This is a genomic window from Marinibactrum halimedae (assembly GCF_021234875.1).
GTDB lineage: Bacteria > Pseudomonadota > Gammaproteobacteria > Pseudomonadales > Cellvibrionaceae > Marinibactrum > Marinibactrum halimedae.
Window position 1 is genome coordinate 82,857 of the sequence record NZ_JAJQVM010000016.1, and the last position, 16,749, is coordinate 99,605.

Here is a 16,749-nt window from a genome sequence, read left to right on the forward strand (position 1 = left end):
ATTTCGCCCTTCCCCACTACTGTCGCAGTCAACGTAGAAATATTTAAGAAAAAGTATTTACGGAAATGCACTAGGGTAAATCGCAGGCATAAAAAAAGCCCCTCTTTTAGAGGGGCTTTTTGAATTCAATGGCGGACCGGACGGGACTCGAACCCGCGACCTCCGGCGTGACAGGCCGGCATTCTAACCAACTGAACTACCGGTCCGCAAAAACCGTCCAATTAACATTGGAAAACTTAGAAGAATCTAAGTGGTGGGTGGTACAGGGGTCGAACCTGTGACCTACGGCTTGTAAGGCCGTCGCTCTCCCAACTGAGCTAACCACCCCCGTTCAGGTGAGGGCGCATTCTACAGAATTTCCTCTGACTGTCAAACACTTTTAAATGCCTGTACCGATACAATTATCAACCTCTGCACTTATATCAACCTCTGTACTTAGCTTCTGCCCTATCAATCAACAAACGATCAATTAACCAAACAGTCTCAACACCATACTCTGCTGGCCATAATTGCTGAGAACACATAAACAGCATTGGACAAAATGCACCAACCAGCGACAATACTCATAATAAAGATATACATAACAGGTATCTATAGTTACCCACAATACTGACACTGCCTGATCCAGAGACTCTCTATGAGCACACCCCTTGCCAGTCTTACCGCCACAGCAGCTATTTCCTTAACCACCCTTCCCACTTTCTGCCTAGCCTCTCCACTCAGCAACAACGCCCTATCTCAAACAGAATGGTTGTTGAGTGGCGTAACAACGCTACTGCTAATCACTCTATTACTGAGTAAAGCCCAGCATGAAAAACGTCAATCCGCCCTACTCCGAGATCAACATCAACTGGAAGACCGGGTCTCCAAACGTACAGAAACATTAAATGATCTCAATGAAAAATTAAGCAATGAAATTGTTCAACACAAAGCCACAGAAGCACTTCTAAAAAAGACCCAAGCTTACTATCACAGCATCATTCACTCTATGCCCTCCATTATTATTGGCTTGGCCGAAGACGGTACCATTACTCACTGGAATAATGCTGCCGTGCTTTCTACCGCCATTAGTGAAAAAGATGCCGTTGGGCAGACCATCGACAACATGTACCCGTACCTCAATATTAAACCGGAAATTTTAAAAGCGGCATTAGGCGGTGACGACCCGATGAGTTTTGAGTGCCTCGCCCAAGGACATGGTAGCCACCGACGCTATGTTGATCTCACCATTTACCCACTGAAAGGAGATCACAATGGCGCGGTGGTTCGCATAGATGATGTGACTCAAAAAGTGCAAGTTGAAAATATGATGGTGCAGAACGAAAAACTGATGTCATTGGGTGAGATGGCCGCCGGTTTAGCTCACGAAATTAACAACCCTCTTGCTGCCGTTATTAATAGTATTCAAAACATTGAGCGCCGCACCAGCCTATCGTTACCAGCCAACCGCAACATTGCCGAACAATGCAACCTCGACCTTGAAAACTTGCAACACTATTTTGAACAGCGCGGCGTTAAACGCTCAATAGAAACACTGAGAGAAGGTGCAGAACGTGCGGCATTGATTGTAAAAAACATGCTGGATTTTTCTCATGGCGGTGCCGAGTCGAGGGGGCCAGAAGCCATTAACCAACTTATTGAACACGCTGTCGAACTCGCCAAACGAGGCTTTGAAACCGGCGAATCAAAAGAAGCGCACTCAAGCAATTTGATATTAGAGTTGAAAGCAGAGCAGGATATTTGTCTTTGTGCCCCCACAGAAATTCAGCAGGTCATTTTAAATCTCATACGAAATGGCTGCCAAGCCTGCGAAGAAGCCGGCATTCCCCCTGAAATCACCCTAACCACGCGAACCGAACTTGATCAACTCATCATTGACATCAAAGACAACGGACCAGGTATTCCTGACGATGTGATCAGCCATATTTTTGAGCCGTTTTTCACAACCAAAGGCGTCGGGCAAGGGACTGGGCTAGGCCTATCTGTGTCGTATTTTATTATTACCGAACACCACGATGGCACGATTGAAGTAGAGTCTCATGAAGGTGAAGGCACGTGCTTTTCCATTCACCTTCCCTTATTAGAGGACGGGTAGCATAAGACAATAAGCACCTATAAATAGCCGCCATCCACATAAATCAGTGAGGATATTGGCGCCTCGGAAACCAAAACACGAGAAACTTCCCCTATCATAATTAAATGAGTGCCAAACTCGATGTCTTTCGCCCTTTGGCACACAAAGACCGACTGAGCGTCACCCAAATACCAAACTCCAGTCTCGGTACACTGCTGCCAATCTCCAATTTCAAATCGAGCCTCACCATCTTCTAAGCCGGCACAGCGATTGGATACATCTTGCTGATCGGCTCCTAAAACACTGATGCTAAAAGGTTGCCCCCCCATTAACGACGAATAAATGGCCGCACTGCGATTCACGCAAACCAAAAGCGATGGAGGCTCCATGGATACCGATGTGACAGATGACGCCGTCATCGCTTGACGAGCGCCACCCTTCTCAACCGTCGATACCACACAAACACCTGACGCCAAACGACGCATACCTTCTTTCATCGACTGCTCTAAGTCGAATTCCTTCATGCAAACCTCATATTAATGAACTCAGATGACAATAACCCAGATTGACGAGCCCAAACTGAAGCTCGCGCCACACAACCTATCTGCTTCGGAAAATAACGGGACTCAGTCAATATTACAATACAATTGCCAACGAACCGATGATAAACACGGGTATCATGAGAATGTAAACACTAAGAATAAAAGAATAGGAAAGGAAAAATAGAATGGTCGGAGTGGAGGGATTCGAACCCCCGACCCTCTGGTCCCAAACCAGATGCGCTACCAAGCTGCGCTACACTCCGATACACTGAAAACTAAGACGATAAAAACATCTTAAGCTAAGAGGCGGTAAAGTAAGAAGAACTCTTAACTCTTGCCTCAACAGCGGAGACGCATGGTAGAAAATTTTGGCATAAAATGGAAGTCCTTTTTTGAGGGGGGTGTCATTGTTTAGGAAAACAACAGCAACAAGCCTTAAGCTGCCAACGTAAAATCCACCGCCTGCAAACATTTGAGCCCAGAATGAATCGATGCCGCAATAAACTCCACTTGGCCATCTTCATAAATATGCACCACTTCATGGGATTTCACATCAATACGTTTGTCACCAAATATCACCGTAAAATAACGCTTTGAGTAGTCTTTATTATATCGAAAGCCATGGGTCACATAAGGCGCAAAAATTACGGAACTCACCTGAGCCAACGTCAACCACTGTTTTACATACTCATCATCACAACAATTAATGACTCGAGCAATTTCAGCTTTTTCAGTATCAAACTTACTCTTATAGCGCCTATGCAAATCATGCAGAAAATCATCACTGAGAGAGCGACTAGAGAGTGAAAACGCCTCTATAGTTTGACTACAATAAAACCATTGTCTTGCGAAGATGGGTGTGACATTAAACATAGCAATGACCTTTTCGTTCCACATTATTTTTACATTCCCTTAAAGCACTATCGGCGAGCCAGAGATAACCAACACAGAAATACTGCACTCCCTCAACGTGCTCAAAATGTACAGGAGCCAAACTATTATTACTGTACCCCCTAAGACCTAAGCCTTAAGTTGTAGCCTGCACAACCTAAAATACCAAGAAATAGACCGTTCGTTTTATATACACACCTTCACACCAGGCGCATAATTTTATCGTCAATGCCTAATTTGTTATTTTTGAATTGGGTGGAGACGAATATCTTAAGTGATATTTAGTTTGTTTTAGCATCATGAGCTTGAGCCACTTCCTTCAGGAAGTGGCTTTTTTTGTGCTGCTTGGGAAATGAGGGTCATGGCAATGGGTGAAGATTTTTCAGCCGTAGACTAAGTGCTAAACCATAGGATAAAAAATATGAAATTTTTCACAAAATCAATGGTAGTTCACCATGGCCGTTCGCATATTTGAGGGTTTATAAGTGACTACCCGGAATCGGGAGCACCACAAAATGACGATAATAGGAAGTATCTCAATTCATGCAGAGCAAAGAGAAACCTGCAATCAAGCATCATGAATGGGAGATGTAAAATAATTATATTAGGAAAAATATTAGGAAATGGGGTTTTGTTAGTAGATGTTAACCGGGAAATGCTTTGATAATGGGGTGACTGACGGGGATCGAACCCGCGACCACCGGAATCACAATCCGGGGCTCTACCAACTGAGCTACAGTCACCATTGATATTCACGGCATGAACTCGTGAAAGAATTACATTCAACACTGCGTCTTCCAACACTGCGTCTTCTCACCAAACAGCATGTATGGCACGCCCGGCAGGACTCGAACCTGCGACCCACGGCTTAGAAGGCCGTTGCTCTATCCAGCTGAGCTACGAGCGCCCAGATTACCGCCTAAGGCGTCAACACTGAGTTGAATGAATGGTCGGAGTGGAGGGATTCGAACCCCCGACCCTCTGGTCCCAAACCAGATGCGCTACCAAGCTGCGCTACACTCCGATCATATTGAAACGTTTTGTTTGGATTTCACCTTGGCTTAACCCGCCCCTTCGTCTCAAGTGGTGCGCATAATACCGATGCCCCTCATGCTCGTCAACGCTTTGTAAACGTTAATTCAGGGTTTTTGTAAGGTAAACCAATCACTTAGGTGTATTTCTGAACATTTCGGTGCCTTTGTAGAACATTCGCCTTAAACCGAGCAAAATGGCCAATCTTCCACCAGCCCCCATAAACTACAATGACATAATTCATATCATAGCAACGCCCCCTTGAAACAGGTTATTGCCTTATGAACTCACTATGGGAGAATACGCGCCCGCAGACAGGGGACGAATAACCTAAGGGTACGAGTAACCTAAAGGTTAGTAACCTCAATCCTCCCCTAAATAAACGGAATCACCACCCTACACCCAATGTGATATCCGAACATCCACCTCTAACGCTAGGAACCCAAGCCATCATGCCTGCACTGGTACTCGACGGAAAAAGCCTTGCTAAAAAAACAGAATCCGAACTCAGCCAACGGGTTAACACCCTGAAAGCAAAAGCCGAGGGTAAAACCCCTATTCTCGCCACCATATTAGTCGGCAGTGACCCAGCCTCCGCCACCTATGTAAAGATGAAAGGCAATGCCTGCCAACGCATCGGTATGGACTCATTAAAAGTCGAGCTCCCCGAAAGCACCTCGACCGAAGCGCTTCTCGATACGATCAATCAGCTCAACAACGACCCCAATGTGCACGGCATTTTATTACAACACCCTGTACCGGCTCAGATCGACGAACGCGCCTGTTTTGATGCCATCGCTCTGGAAAAAGACGTGGACGGTGTGACCTGTCTCGGATTCGGGCGCATGAGTATGGGCGAAAGTGCCTATGGTTGTGCCACGCCGAAAGGCATTATGCGATTACTAGAAGCTTATGATATCCCGCTCTCTGGCAAGCACGCTGTTGTAATTGGTCGAAGCCCCATTCTGGGAAAACCCATGGCGATGATGCTGTTAAACGCCGATGCTACCGTGACCATTTGCCACTCTAGAACCCAAAACCTAGCCGAGCATGTGAAACAAGCGGACATCATCGTGGCAGCAGTGGGCCGACGTGAATTTGTCAAAGCAGAATGGATTAAAGACGGCGCGGTTGTCGTCGATGCCGGTTACCACCCAGGCGTAGACGGACAACCCGGCGTAGGTGATGTAGAACTGGCTCCCTTATTGGACCGAGTCAGTGCCTATACTCCCGTACCCGGTGGGGTTGGCCCAATGACCATTAATACTCTGATTTACCAATCTGTGGATTCTGGCGAAAAATCCATGCTGGGCGACTAATCGCCGTGCCAATGGAAACGCCTCGTGAAAAACTCGTCGCCCCCAGCGGCGAGCCACCTTTACCCATTTTATATCAAGATGAACATTGCGTGGTCATTAACAAGCCTTCTGGATTGTTAGTGCATAAAAGCCCCATTGATCGACACGAAACGCGCTTTGCCATGAAAATCCTGCGGGATCAACTGGGTCAGTGGGTGTACCCCATACACCGTTTGGATAAGCCCACTTCCGGTGCGCTATTGTTCGGCTTATCTGCCGACGTGGCCCGCCAGTTGGGTGAAAGCCAAGAGCAGCGGCATTGGCAGAAACGCTATTTGACCATCGTTCGAGGCTGGGCACCGGAGTCAGGGTGCATTGATCACCCACTGAAAGAAAAGCTGGATAAAATCGCTGATAAGCACACAAACCAAAACAAACCCGCGCAGTCTGCGGTAACGCATTATCGACGGCTCGCCTCCGCAGAATTACCCATTTCTGTCGATCGCTTTCCCACCACACGCTATTCTTTCATCCGTTGCCAACCCGTGACGGGGAGAAAACACCAAATTCGTCGGCACATGAAACACATCGGCTACCCCATTATTGGGGATGCCAAACATGGTAAAGGTATACACAACCGTGGCTTTCGGGATTATTTTTTAACCGTCGAGACGTGTCAAAATACCGCTTGTGAAAGCCCATATCGGTCTGTTGAAGAAGGCCGGCTGATGCTGCATGCTCACCAATTAACGTTTTGTCACCCCTACACGAGTGCAGAAATTACCGTTACTGCGCCACTGGATCACTATTTTCAGACTGTCGTGGAGCATTTATTTCCCGGTGCACTGTAAAAACACCCTACATATCCACCAAAAACACAAGTACTCAAAGAACATCAAGAAGAACACCAATATGCGTTTGGACAAATTTATCAGTCACCGTTCCCCGTTGAGCCGCTCGCAAGTGCGACCAGCCCTTAAGCAAGGCCGAATTACCATTAATGGTGAAATAGCCACCAATGCGGCACAAAAACTCACTGCCGATGACATCATCGCACTGGACAACACCGTATTAAACCCGTTTGAAGAACACTATTGGATGTTTCATAAACCTCTGGATTGTGTGTGTGCCAATCAGGATTCCGATCACCCGACGGTGTTGGATTTTTTCGCAGACGAAGACTTACCCCTCAAAAAAGCATTACAAATTGTCGGGCGGTTGGACATCGACACCACCGGCCTGGTGCTATTAACCACCAATGGGCAATGGAATCACTGGGTAACCTCCCCCAAATATCAATGCGAAAAGCGCTATTTAGTGACCCTAACCGACAACATCTCCACGGAAGCGATTCAGCAATTGGAAAACGGTGTGAAACTTGCCAACGAGCCCTACCCCACCAAGCCCGCCAAAGTCGAGGTTTTATTTACCAATGAAATTCGACTGACTATTTCCGAAGGCCGCTATCATCAAGTCAAACGTATGCTGGCCGCCGTTGGCAATCATGTGGAAGCCTTGCACAGAGAAAGTATTGGCACGATTCAATTGGATGAGTTCTTGGCTCCCGGAGAATACCGACCTCTCACACAGGCCGAAATAGACAGTGTTACCCCTTCATGAAGCCCCCCGCCCATGAAAATGCATTGACTAAAATATCATCACAACAGATTTTATAAATATTGATCTAACCATTATGACCGACTCTTGTATTGATCTACTGTTACATGCCCACGCCACTGACTTTGCCGACGCCTCTCTTTGGATTTTAGATGAAGGCAGCGCCGCCAGTGTTGCAGCCCTCGCTCATTCAGCGAATTATTTTCTCACCAATCGATGGGACATTTTTTCAAACCTCACCAAAGTGTGCAAAACACAGCCGAAAAAACAGGTCATTTTAAATGACATGGATTTATCTGTGTTTTCAACAAGCGCCATTAATTCACTGTGGTTTCGTATCTCCAAAGAAAAGCCCGTCACCAACCACATCATTAATCAAGCTCTGTCTTTTTTACCCCCAAGAGGCAAGCTGCATCTTGCCGGTGAAAAAAATGAAGGGATTAAAAGCTACTTCACCAACGGTAAAAAAGGCTTTGGCGAAGGTCATATTGAAAAACACGGAAAAGATTATTTGGCAACGTTAGTCAAAACCCATCCGAATAACTCCGTTCATTTAGACACCAAGGATTACGCCCAACTTCGCTCGATTGGCGATATTCACTCTGTATCGCAACATGAGAAAACCTACTCTTTAGTCAGCAAGCCCGGCATCTTCGGTTGGCAAAAGCTGGATCGCGGCAGTGAATTCCTGGCCTTAGCGTTACAAGAATGGCTGACAAACAACGCAAATAGTGACTTATCCAATACCAGAATATTGGATTTAGGCTGTGGTTACGGTTATCTCAGCGTGATTGCCGCCGACTTAGGTTTTGGTGAAATTCACGCAACGGACAACAACTTTACGGCCATCCAGGCGTTACAAGAAACCGCAACAGCCAATGCCTTACCGATAACGGGCTGGGTAGACGATTGCGGGCTCTATAACACGCAAGATAAAAAGGGCTATGACTGGCTAGTGTGCAACCCCCCATTCCACCAAGGGTTTGACACCCATACCGACCTCACCGAAAAATTCATTCACGCCATCGCACAACACCTTCGCCCGAGCGGACAAGCCTTTGTGGTAGTGAATCAATTTATTGGCCTAGAAACCCGAGCACAACGCTATTCAACTAAGCCATTCAAAACTGTGGAAGTGATTAAGCGAGACAAGAGTTTTAAGGTGGTTAGGCTTGTTGGCTAAACCCATAATGATTTTAAATAAATTCTGATTTATCCAATTATTTTTAGCCCTTCCGTACAGATTAGATAAATCAGAAATTAAAGAAACGTCTGTTGCCCGTCATTTTTATCACTATGGTAATGTGGACTCTCCGACCGTTTTTATAAATTATCATCAATGGGTTAAACGCCACCCCCTCTAATTTCAACCGGGTGATTGTTTGGTCATTCGTATGGTAGGCGGTGGTATTTCTTGGGCAGGGTTTATGTTTACAAAAGATTGATTAAGCAAAGATTCGTCTTTTTCAGACGAAACAGGTATCGATTTTTAATCTTTACATTACAAATCGATCAAGCAGGATGATTGACCTAGCGCTCCAGCTACCGTAAATTTTTAAAGGTTATCTGCTGCGGTGTTAACATGGCCTCCGGGCCCGCAAGTCCATGGAACAACTAAGCGAGAGCGTGTCCTTTTAAGTATCGGATCTGTTCGTCAGAAGTGGCTAAGTCCCCTACGGTCTATTTCGTGGTCGGCCTTGGCGCGCACTTCATTAAGTCGAGAGAAAAGAGAAAAAGTGATTTGCGGCATCTGCGGTTGGTTGGTGGGGCCTTCGGGCACCCACCAACGACTTAGCAGTATGAAAGGTTACTCTATCGTTAAATCAATCTCTACTGGCCTTTCCGCTTTATAAAGTGTTCTCGTATCACGCCTAATAGATGCATTAAATCTATTTACGTCGTCTGCAGGGAAGTTATGCTCATGATAAACCAAAAGGGCATTATTTTTTTGCTCAAGCAGCTGCCAAGTACGAGTATTATACAACCAACAACCGGCCATACTTCCATCAAAGCAGAGAGGGTTATAGTCTCCGTTTTCATCAAAATAACGCGTTATTTCTAGCTGTCCGTCATCGATTGACCATTGCCCATACATGATGCGCACTTCACTGCTTTCAAGTTGCCCATTTCCATCAACGTCTCTCGTGGATATTGTATAGGCACGACCACTCTCCGATAGCTCAAGCCAAAAATGGTTTAAGTTATTCTCCTCAATCGAGCTAACTTTATTATAACGATACACACCAGGTATAGCTTCGCCAACAAAGCTTGGGAATGATGTTGAAATACTCCCTTTGTAAACAACGCTATTGGATAACTCGCCATCAACATAAATATCATTAACAAAAAAGTTTTCTGTTGCACCGTTAGACGTCAATACAGAAACGCGCATTTGCGAAGAGCCCTCTTCTAAAAATAAAGAGCCTCCTTCTAGCGACCAATTCATGTCCTGTCCAACAACCCTACTCTCGGCAACACCACCTTCATTTAAAGCAAAAATATCTGCACTATAATGCATAAATGTATCTGACGCTGACTGAATACTCTGGTAATTTTCAATTGATTTTTCATCATGCTCAATGGCTATTTGATCTCCCATTTCAAATTCAATGGGCTCTATATTAGCTTCCTCCAGAGCAGGCATCACTCGACTACTTTCTGATATTTCAGGGGGAGCTATGTGGTTATTGGGGTTATCTCTGTCAAAGGCACTCACCGTGCGAATGGATGTGACATTCAATACATGCGAATGATTCACACTGGAGATGACTGAAAAACGGTAATCATAATGATAATTATCATATATAGAGGTCATTAATTCATAGTCATAATGACTGTATCTCTCAAAATCATCACCAGAATCAAGCACCATAGTGATCTCACCATTCTCCTCGCTCCAGTTTAACTGAGCAATACCATTGTACCCATAGAAAGTACCCGTACCATCTTCCTCTAAGGAAAAGCTGCCTCGTGAAAAACACTCCTCACAGGGTGGAAGCATGTATACCCGCCCTTCAAGCATCACATTACTTGCGGGTAATAGATTTTCATCTTCAAAGAGCGCTTCGTAAGATGTCGCCACTTCTGGGTTACCTTGAACTTGCGTTGAATACAGCACTAAAGAATCTAGATCGGTGACAAGGCTTAATGTGGAGTCAATAGAAGCAGGCAGTGCCAAGTCTTCATCTAAAGGCCCGTGGTCGATGGCAACTTTAATCAAGGTGGCAAGCTCTAATACTTCATCAAAGTCAAGTGCTTGCATAGCCTCTTCCAGCGCTTCATTTGTTACTGGAAGGCTACCTTCATTATCACGATAAATTAGCCCGTATATTGCAGTAGTAACATTGGTGATATTGACACTGGCCGACTCATCTCTATCAAGAACAGTATCGCTTCCAGCCAGCTGAACCAAAAAATCAACAGTACCCATCAAAGACATCAACTCCGCTGCACTTTGGGCTTCAACCCCTTTCACTTGCAGAGATAAAAAACTGTCTATCTGAGAGTCATCTAGCTCAACTGCTAACTCATAAACACCATCCATATCGGTAACTGCGCTAAAGCCCGCTTCCTGTCCGTTGATGAACAAATTAACTTCTGCATTGCGTAAGGGCTCATCGGTTGCCAAGCCTTTAATAGTAAGGGGGATAGTTAATTGATTAACGACCACCGTGGCTTGACTTGTTGCCGATGCTCCTTGAGCATCGGTTACCGTTACCTGAAAGGTCATTTCAGTATCTTCAAACACCTCGGGAGCAACAAAACTGAGGGTGCTTGAGGTCGTGTCAGAAAGCTCGATGACATGATCGGAAGTAACTTCCCACTGATAAGATACAATAGATCCATCCGTATCAACCGCATTCGCCTCCAGTGTGACCTCACTCTTTTCATTTACATCCACACTGGCTATCGTCACGGAAGGAGCCTGATTTTCATTACCCCCCCCGCCAGAATCACTGCCACATCCGGATAATGCAGCCAAACCCAACAACACAACTCCCAAATTACTCTTCACAGATATAACTCCATTTGTATAAAAGCGGTATAACTATTACAAAATAAATAAATAAACTGGAAATGCTAAACAAGAAATGTACAGCGAACCACTTAATATAGTGGGGGCGGAATCCTACCAACGTTTGATGTCAGCCTCAAATAAACGGACTAATTAAAAAAGTATAAAAGCGATGAAAAACTCGCTCATTGACTTATCTTAACTAATAATTGATCACCAATGTAAAGAGAAAAAATTCAGATCAACATCGGATGTATAACGTTTTTAATGACATTAACTATAGTAGATAGCCAAACAAGCAAAGTGTTGGGTACGGTAACATTACTGATGACGATACTTTTAGTGGATTAGACCTTTCCCAGATGTAGCCCAAAAATAGAAGTAAAAAAGTCCCTTCTTTTCTAAGTTTTAAAAGTATAAAACTCAATTACTTCCGAAAATTCTACTTCTAACCTCCAAAAAACATTCATTAACCCCGACTTTATTTTTTCCACTATTCTTAGCAAGGTTCAAAGCTATGCTTCCTTTTGGGGTTGTGTTATAACTTTTGTGAGTCCAATAAGAATCAATTACAAGGGTAAGCTAACTATGAATTCAACTGACACTGCAGCCATTGAGGCATTGTTTGATCGTTGGAACGCCTCACTTCAAACCGGGGACCCAAAAGCGGTGGTTAAAAACTATGCCGAACGATCCATTCTTTTACCAACCGTATCCAATGTGCCACGCTTAACCGCTGAAGAAAAAGAAGATTACTTCGTACATTTTCTTACCAATGAACCTTCCGGCGTCATTGATATGAGACAAATCACCATGAATGGCGATTTAGCCATAGATTCAGGTTTATACACATTCACTTTTGGAAAAACCGGGCAAAAAGTCAAAGCACGTTACAGCTTTGCTTACCAAAATATTGATGGCGAATGGTTGATTGTTAGCCATCACTCTTCAGCGATGCCAGAAGCAGAATAATGGTTTAAAAATAATTAATACCATTTTTAATGTGGGGTAATAATGAGCTTACCCCACTGACATACACTCCCTTGTACACCACCCTACATGTTAGTTGGCAATCATTGGCTTTTTCACACCAGTGGCCTTTTTCACATAGTCTTGAGTTAACAAGCATACACCCAGCCAGATAAACCAAACGATTTGGGTAATGCCAAATATTTCAGTAAATATATCGTCAGGGTAGATCGTCGCAACACCCGCAACACCAACAAACAAACCAAAGTAATTCAAAAAACGCGGGAACACGCCTGCAGATAACGCCGCTAGGCTCATCAACAAAACCCAAAGGCCACCCACCAACTCATTTCCTCCGCCAATACTTTCTGTAATCACTGAAATAATAAGCCACATCTCTAGGGCTTTTTCTGGGCTAGTTTCCATAAGATCGATGGCACTTCCAAGCCCGATATGAGAAATCATTCCGCTCGCGATCACTAGGCCAACCCAAATCACACCAAATAAAGAGCCGATTAACACAGCGGGATGATTTGACTGTTTTAGTTTTTCATGCAAACCAACAACAAGTACCGCGAGAAAAACCCCAAATACGACATACATCAGGAACAAAATTAATGAAAACACAACCTGATTTTCTGCCAGGTAAGTCATTTTTTCTGCTGAAGTACCATCAAAAGGATATGACCAAAATGCACCAAAATAAACAAAGGCGGCAATGTAAATCAGCGCCTCAAAAATGGCAAAAACCCCTGCCCACTGTTGTAATTTATTGTTCATTAAAAAGCCGTTCATTAAAAAACTCTCCGCTGTCATCTTCATACAATTCTAAAGGTAGACCATCTGGATCTGCAAAAAAAGTGTATTTCCTGCCAGTGTATTCATCTACTCTTACCGGCTCAACATCCACTCCCTGTGATGCCAAATAAGCAGAGTATTGCTCTACTGACTGAACAACAAAGGCCAAATGTCGTAAGCCCGCTGCTTCAGGGTGGTTGGCTCTTGCCGGTGGGCTTGGAAATGAAAACAGCTCAATTTGCCCACCATTCGGTAGCGCCAAATCCAATTTGTATGAATTTCGTTGCTGACGAAAATTTTCTGCAATAATTTTTAGCCCAAGAATTTCCGTATAAAAAACTTTTGATTTTTTGTAGTCGGAGCAGATGATAGCAACATGGTGTATTCCTGATAATTGCAATGGAATATCCTCTCGGTGACAAGCATGTAAGTAAACAAGATTGGGTTTGTGTTTACCAGTGTAAAAATATCTTGCTATCAATTCAGTGTTTGTGATATCTGACATTCTCTTTAATTAATCTCTTAGAGATCACTCTTTAAGTACTCTCTTAAGAGAGCATTTATTCAAGCAACGTAAGGGCAATCATGATGAGCGAATCAAAACGTCGGGTTGGCTGGCGCGAATGGGTGAGTTTACCAGACCTGAATATTCCGGCCATCAAAGCCAAGGTGGATACCGGTGCAAAAACCAGTGCATTACACGCCTATTTTGTTGAGCCTTTTGAGAATAATGGGGCGCGTTGGGTTCGCTTTCGCATGCATCCGAATCAAGATGAAACCATAACCACCATTGAATGCTCTGCCCCATTGATTGACCAGCGTAAGGTCACAGACTCTGGTGGGCATTCAGAACAACGTTATGTCATTTCCACACCGATCATGATTGGAGATCAGCAGTTTCATACTGAAATTACCCTAACAGATCGAGAGTCTATGCGCTTTCGGATGCTATTAGGCAGAAGTGCTTTGGATGGGCGTTTTATTGTGGACTCCGAAGCATCCTATTTACTCGGACAAATGACAGTAGATACTCAGGAGATGAACAATGAAGATTGCAATTCTATCGAGGAATAGCAAACTTTACTCCACAACCCGATTAGTGGAAGCCGGTGAAGCGCGTGGCCATGAAGTTCGAGTCATCGATACGCTTAAATGTTACATGGACATTACCTCAACAAAACCGGCAATTTGGTACAAGGGCGAAAAATTGGAGGGGTTTGATGCGGTCATTCCACGCATCGGCGCTTCCATTACAAGCTATGGCATGGCAGTCATCCGGCAATTTGAAATGATGGGTGTATTCTGCCTGACCGAATCCGTCGCCCTTGGCCGATCAAGAGATAAATTACGAGCCTTACAGCTATTATCAAGAAAGGATATTGGTATGCCCATTACCGGGTTTGCGCATTTTCTTGATAATACCAAAGACTTGATCAAGCTTGTGGGTGGCGCCCCATTAGTGGTTAAACTGTTGGAAGGCACACAAGGTCGTGGAGTCGTGCTCGCTGAAACCGCCAAAGCGGCCGAAAGCGTGATTGATGCATTTCGAGAGTTACGAGCTGATTTTCTGGTACAAGAATTTATTAAAGAAGCCGGGGGCAGTGATGTTCGATGTTTAGTCATCGGCAATAAAGTGGTTGCCGCAATGGAAAGAACCGCTCAAGCAGGAGAATTTCGCTCAAATCTCCATCGTGGGGGTAGCGCTCAACTAACCAAGCTAACACCACTGGAGAGAAAAACCGCCATCAGTGCTGCACAAACACTGGGGTTGAGAGTATCGGGAGTTGACATACTTCGTGCAGAACGTGGCCCGCTCGTAATGGAGGTCAACTCATCACCTGGGCTTGAAGGTATTGAAAAGGCAACACATAAAGATGTCGCCGGTTCGATTATCGAATTTATAGAGGCAAACGCGAAGCCAAATCAAACGCGGACAAAAGGTAAAGGCTAAGTTAATGAACACAAAAGTGTCGTCAAGAAATTCGTCCATCGAGATTGGCGGCGAGCGAATTAACCCTGGTGAGCGCAAAGCCATAAAGATTCCCATCGTAGCCATGGCAACCCACGAAACCACGGACATGACGGCACATGTGATTAATGGCAAAAGTACTGGTCCGACGCTTTTTGTGAGTGCCGCCATACACGGGGATGAGATTAACGGTGTCGAAATTATTCGGCGTTTACTCAAACAAAAACAAATAGCACGGCTTAACGGTACATTGATTGCGATACCCATCGTGAATATCCATGGTTTTATTACCCAATCAAGATACCTGCCAGATGGTCGCGACCTGAACCGCAGCTTTCCGGGCAGCGAGAAGGGCTCACTGGCAGGCAGAATGGCGCACACTTTTTTTAACGAGGTGATTGCACAATGCACACAGGGTATTGATTTACATACCGGCGCTAGGCACCGTGAAAACTTGCCACAAATACGCGCTGATATGAGCCAAGAAGAAACTCGAAATTTAGCCACTGCCTTTGGTGTACCCGCGATTATTGATTCAAAAATACGGGATGGCTCTTTGCGTGCCGTCACTGAAGAAGCCGGCATACCCGTTTTACTTTATGAGGCTGGTGAAGCATTGCGCTTTGATGAAATTTCAATACGTGCAGGTGTTCGAGGCATTTTGAATGTAATGCGGCATCTGGGAATGCTCCCAAGGCTCAAAAACAAAGAGCCACGCCACCCTCCCATTATCTCCAACAGTACCGCTTGGGTCCGAGCGACCCATAGCGGTGTGCTAAGAGCACTATTACCATTAGGAGCCAAAGCAGAAAAAGGCAGCACACTGGGCGTGATAGCCGACCCCCTCGGCGATGGTGAATACCCGGTTATCGCTCCAGAAGATGCCATCGTCATAGGCCGCACCAATTTACCTCTCACTCACGAAGGTGACGCCCTCTTCCATCTTGCGTATTACAAAAGAAAAACGGATACCGTACTGGATCAGGTGGAGGAATTTCAGGAACGGTTTGAACCTAACACTTTGCAACCCTGATAGAAGTCACTGTTTTTTGTAAGGCATGAACATGGACTGGAAAATTTTCGCAACGATTTTTACAGCGGTATTTATCGCTGAATTAGGCGATAAAAGTCAACTCGCCACCATGCTCTTCGCGGCTGATAAAGAGGCAAGTGAATTAACTGTTTTCTTGGCAGTATCCGCCGCCTTGGTTTTTACCTCTCTACTGGGCGTGATTGCAGGAAGTACATTATCGGAATATATCAATGAGCGATATTTAAATTACCTCGCAGGAATCGGATTTATCATCATAGGCGTCTTTACCTTATACAAGGCATAAAAATCCAAATTCTTTTGATGCTGAGCGTCGGCACCTCTCTATTTAAGGTGTTAAGAATAACATTAATACTCACCTCAGGAATTTACATGCAATACGATGAATTGTTGCAAACTCTGTTAAAAAATGCTCATAACATTAGTGAAGATATTTTTAAAGTTGACAGCTATATTCAATTTGGATGCATTATCCTAATCTATAGTTCAGCCT

15 protein-coding genes and 6 tRNA genes are annotated in these 16,749 nt (G+C 44.7%); 10 read left to right on the top strand and 11 right to left on the bottom strand.

The genetic code is table 11. The features are described 5' to 3' along the window. Positions 1-129 precede the first annotated feature (129 nt). Together LU351_RS10890 and LU351_RS10895 are read right to left on the bottom strand one after the other, a co-directional pair. Positions 130-206 (bottom strand) — tRNA-Asp (locus LU351_RS10890). Between the two features lie 45 nt (positions 207-251). Then, positions 252-327 (bottom strand) — tRNA-Val (locus tag LU351_RS10895). A gap of 310 nt (positions 328-637) precedes the next feature. Here LU351_RS10895 and LU351_RS10900 point away from each other — a divergent pair. Next, complete coding sequence (locus LU351_RS10900) at positions 638-2,095, top strand: two-component system sensor histidine kinase NtrB (protein ID WP_232594105.1); 1,458 nt, start codon at positions 638-640, stop codon at positions 2,093-2,095. A 17-nt stretch (positions 2,096-2,112) separates the two neighbouring features. Here LU351_RS10900 and LU351_RS10905 read toward each other — a convergent pair whose 3' ends face one another. The 6 genes from LU351_RS10905 to LU351_RS10930 form a co-directional block, all read right to left on the bottom strand. Then, on the bottom strand, positions 2,113-2,598 hold the full coding sequence (locus LU351_RS10905) for a flavin reductase family protein (protein ID WP_232594106.1): 486 nt from the start codon (positions 2,596-2,598) through the stop codon (positions 2,113-2,115). Positions 2,599-2,802: 204 nt separating this feature from the next. Next, positions 2,803-2,879 (bottom strand) — tRNA-Pro (locus tag LU351_RS10910). Positions 2,880-3,051: 172 nt separating this feature from the next. Beyond that, complete coding sequence (locus LU351_RS10915; protein ID WP_232594107.1) at positions 3,052-3,489, bottom strand: hypothetical protein; 438 nt, start codon at positions 3,487-3,489, stop codon at positions 3,052-3,054. A gap of 685 nt (positions 3,490-4,174) precedes the next feature. Beyond that, positions 4,175-4,250: transfer RNA gene (locus LU351_RS10920), tRNA-His, on the bottom strand. 87 nt (positions 4,251-4,337) lie between these two features. Beyond that, positions 4,338-4,414, bottom strand: a tRNA-Arg gene (locus LU351_RS10925). A gap of 40 nt (positions 4,415-4,454) precedes the next feature. After that, positions 4,455-4,531: transfer RNA gene (locus LU351_RS10930), tRNA-Pro, on the bottom strand. A 460-nt stretch (positions 4,532-4,991) separates the two neighbouring features. On the opposite strand from LU351_RS10930, the gene folD reads away from it, so the two are divergent. The 4 genes from folD (at position 4,992) to LU351_RS10950 (ending at position 8,637) form a co-directional block, all read left to right on the top strand. Next, complete coding sequence (gene folD / locus LU351_RS10935) at positions 4,992-5,858, top strand: bifunctional methylenetetrahydrofolate dehydrogenase/methenyltetrahydrofolate cyclohydrolase FolD (RefSeq protein ID WP_232594108.1); 867 nt, start codon at positions 4,992-4,994, stop codon at positions 5,856-5,858. Positions 5,859-5,869: 11 nt separating this feature from the next. After that, positions 5,870-6,688 (top strand): pseudouridine synthase, encoded by an 819-nt coding sequence (locus LU351_RS10940; RefSeq protein ID WP_232594129.1) that lies wholly within the window; start codon positions 5,870-5,872, stop codon positions 6,686-6,688. A gap of 61 nt (positions 6,689-6,749) precedes the next feature. Continuing rightward, positions 6,750-7,457 carry a 16S rRNA pseudouridine(516) synthase RsuA gene (rsuA, locus tag LU351_RS10945; RefSeq protein WP_232594109.1) on the top strand — a complete coding sequence of 236 codons (708 nt, stop codon included), beginning with the start codon at positions 6,750-6,752 and terminating at the stop codon, positions 7,455-7,457. 73 nt (positions 7,458-7,530) lie between these two features. After that, a complete protein-coding gene (locus LU351_RS10950; protein WP_232594110.1) occupies positions 7,531-8,637 on the top strand; it encodes a class I SAM-dependent methyltransferase in 1,107 nt (368 codons plus the stop codon). Positions 8,638-9,261: 624 nt separating this feature from the next. Here LU351_RS10950 and LU351_RS10955 read toward each other — a convergent pair. Then, on the bottom strand, positions 9,262-11,469 hold the full coding sequence (locus LU351_RS10955) for a PKD domain-containing protein (protein WP_232594111.1): 2,208 nt from the start codon (positions 11,467-11,469) through the stop codon (positions 9,262-9,264). Between the two features lie 588 nt (positions 11,470-12,057). Here LU351_RS10955 and LU351_RS10960 point away from each other — a divergent pair. After that, positions 12,058-12,441, top strand: coding sequence for an SgcJ/EcaC family oxidoreductase (locus LU351_RS10960; protein WP_232594112.1), 384 nt, complete (start codon positions 12,058-12,060; stop codon positions 12,439-12,441). A gap of 90 nt (positions 12,442-12,531) precedes the next feature. Here the strand turns inward: LU351_RS10960 and LU351_RS10965 are convergent, their stop codons facing one another. After that, complete coding sequence (locus LU351_RS10965; RefSeq protein ID WP_232594113.1) at positions 12,532-13,233, bottom strand: DUF4386 family protein; 702 nt, start codon at positions 13,231-13,233, stop codon at positions 12,532-12,534. Further along, positions 13,208-13,741 (bottom strand): SMU1112c/YaeR family gloxylase I-like metalloprotein, encoded by a 534-nt coding sequence (gloA2, locus tag LU351_RS10970; protein ID WP_232594114.1) that lies wholly within the window; start codon positions 13,739-13,741, stop codon positions 13,208-13,210. The genes LU351_RS10965 and gloA2 overlap by 26 nt, the downstream gene beginning before the upstream one ends. A gap of 80 nt (positions 13,742-13,821) precedes the next feature. On the opposite strand from gloA2, the gene LU351_RS10975 reads away from it, so the two are divergent. Genes LU351_RS10975 through LU351_RS10990 form a run of 4 tightly spaced genes read left to right on the top strand, consistent with a single transcriptional unit; the run spans position 13,822 to position 16,542 of the window. Then, positions 13,822-14,310: an ATP-dependent zinc protease family protein gene (locus tag LU351_RS10975; protein ID WP_232594115.1), complete on the top strand. Its 489-nt coding sequence runs from the start codon at positions 13,822-13,824 to the stop codon at positions 14,308-14,310. Continuing rightward, positions 14,282-15,187 carry a 30S ribosomal protein S6--L-glutamate ligase gene (gene rimK / locus LU351_RS10980; protein WP_232594116.1) on the top strand — a complete coding sequence of 302 codons (906 nt, stop codon included), beginning with the start codon at positions 14,282-14,284 and terminating at the stop codon, positions 15,185-15,187. Before LU351_RS10975 ends, rimK begins: the two co-directional genes overlap by 29 nt. Before the next feature lie 4 nt (positions 15,188-15,191). Continuing rightward, a complete protein-coding gene (locus LU351_RS10985) occupies positions 15,192-16,238 on the top strand; it encodes a succinylglutamate desuccinylase/aspartoacylase family protein (protein ID WP_232594117.1) in 1,047 nt (348 codons plus the stop codon). 31 nt (positions 16,239-16,269) lie between these two features. Next, a complete protein-coding gene (locus LU351_RS10990; RefSeq protein WP_232594118.1) occupies positions 16,270-16,542 on the top strand; it encodes a TMEM165/GDT1 family protein in 273 nt (90 codons plus the stop codon). The last annotated feature ends 207 nt before the right edge of the window (positions 16,543-16,749 follow it).

Excerpts from the sequence above, each read along its gene's own strand:
- LU351_RS10950 (WP_232594110.1), top strand. The coding sequence starts at position 7,531 with ATGACCGACTCTTGTATTGATCTACTGTTACATGCCCACGCCACTGAC.
- rsuA (WP_232594109.1), top strand. The coding sequence starts at position 6,750 with ATGCGTTTGGACAAATTTATCAGTCACCGTTCCCCGTTGAGCCGCTCG.
- LU351_RS10985 (WP_232594117.1), top strand. The coding sequence starts at position 15,192 with ATGAACACAAAAGTGTCGTCAAGAAATTCGTCCATCGAGATTGGCGGC.
- LU351_RS10900 (WP_232594105.1), top strand. The coding sequence starts at position 638 with ATGAGCACACCCCTTGCCAGTCTTACCGCCACAGCAGCTATTTCCTTA.
- folD (WP_232594108.1), top strand. The coding sequence starts at position 4,992 with ATGCCTGCACTGGTACTCGACGGAAAAAGCCTTGCTAAAAAAACAGAA.
- LU351_RS10940 (WP_232594129.1), top strand. The coding sequence starts at position 5,870 with ATGGAAACGCCTCGTGAAAAACTCGTCGCCCCCAGCGGCGAGCCACCT.
- rimK (WP_232594116.1), top strand. The coding sequence starts at position 14,282 with ATGAAGATTGCAATTCTATCGAGGAATAGCAAACTTTACTCCACAACC.
- LU351_RS10975 (WP_232594115.1), top strand. The coding sequence starts at position 13,822 with ATGATGAGCGAATCAAAACGTCGGGTTGGCTGGCGCGAATGGGTGAGT.
- gloA2 (WP_232594114.1), bottom strand. The coding sequence starts at position 13,741 with ATGTCAGATATCACAAACACTGAATTGATAGCAAGATATTTTTACACT.
- LU351_RS10965 (WP_232594113.1), bottom strand. The coding sequence starts at position 13,233 with ATGAACGGCTTTTTAATGAACAATAAATTACAACAGTGGGCAGGGGTT.
- LU351_RS10990 (WP_232594118.1), top strand. The coding sequence starts at position 16,270 with ATGGACTGGAAAATTTTCGCAACGATTTTTACAGCGGTATTTATCGCT.
- LU351_RS10905 (WP_232594106.1), bottom strand. The coding sequence starts at position 2,598 with ATGAAGGAATTCGACTTAGAGCAGTCGATGAAAGAAGGTATGCGTCGT.
- LU351_RS10960 (WP_232594112.1), top strand. The coding sequence starts at position 12,058 with ATGAATTCAACTGACACTGCAGCCATTGAGGCATTGTTTGATCGTTGG.
- LU351_RS10915 (WP_232594107.1), bottom strand. The coding sequence starts at position 3,489 with ATGTTTAATGTCACACCCATCTTCGCAAGACAATGGTTTTATTGTAGT.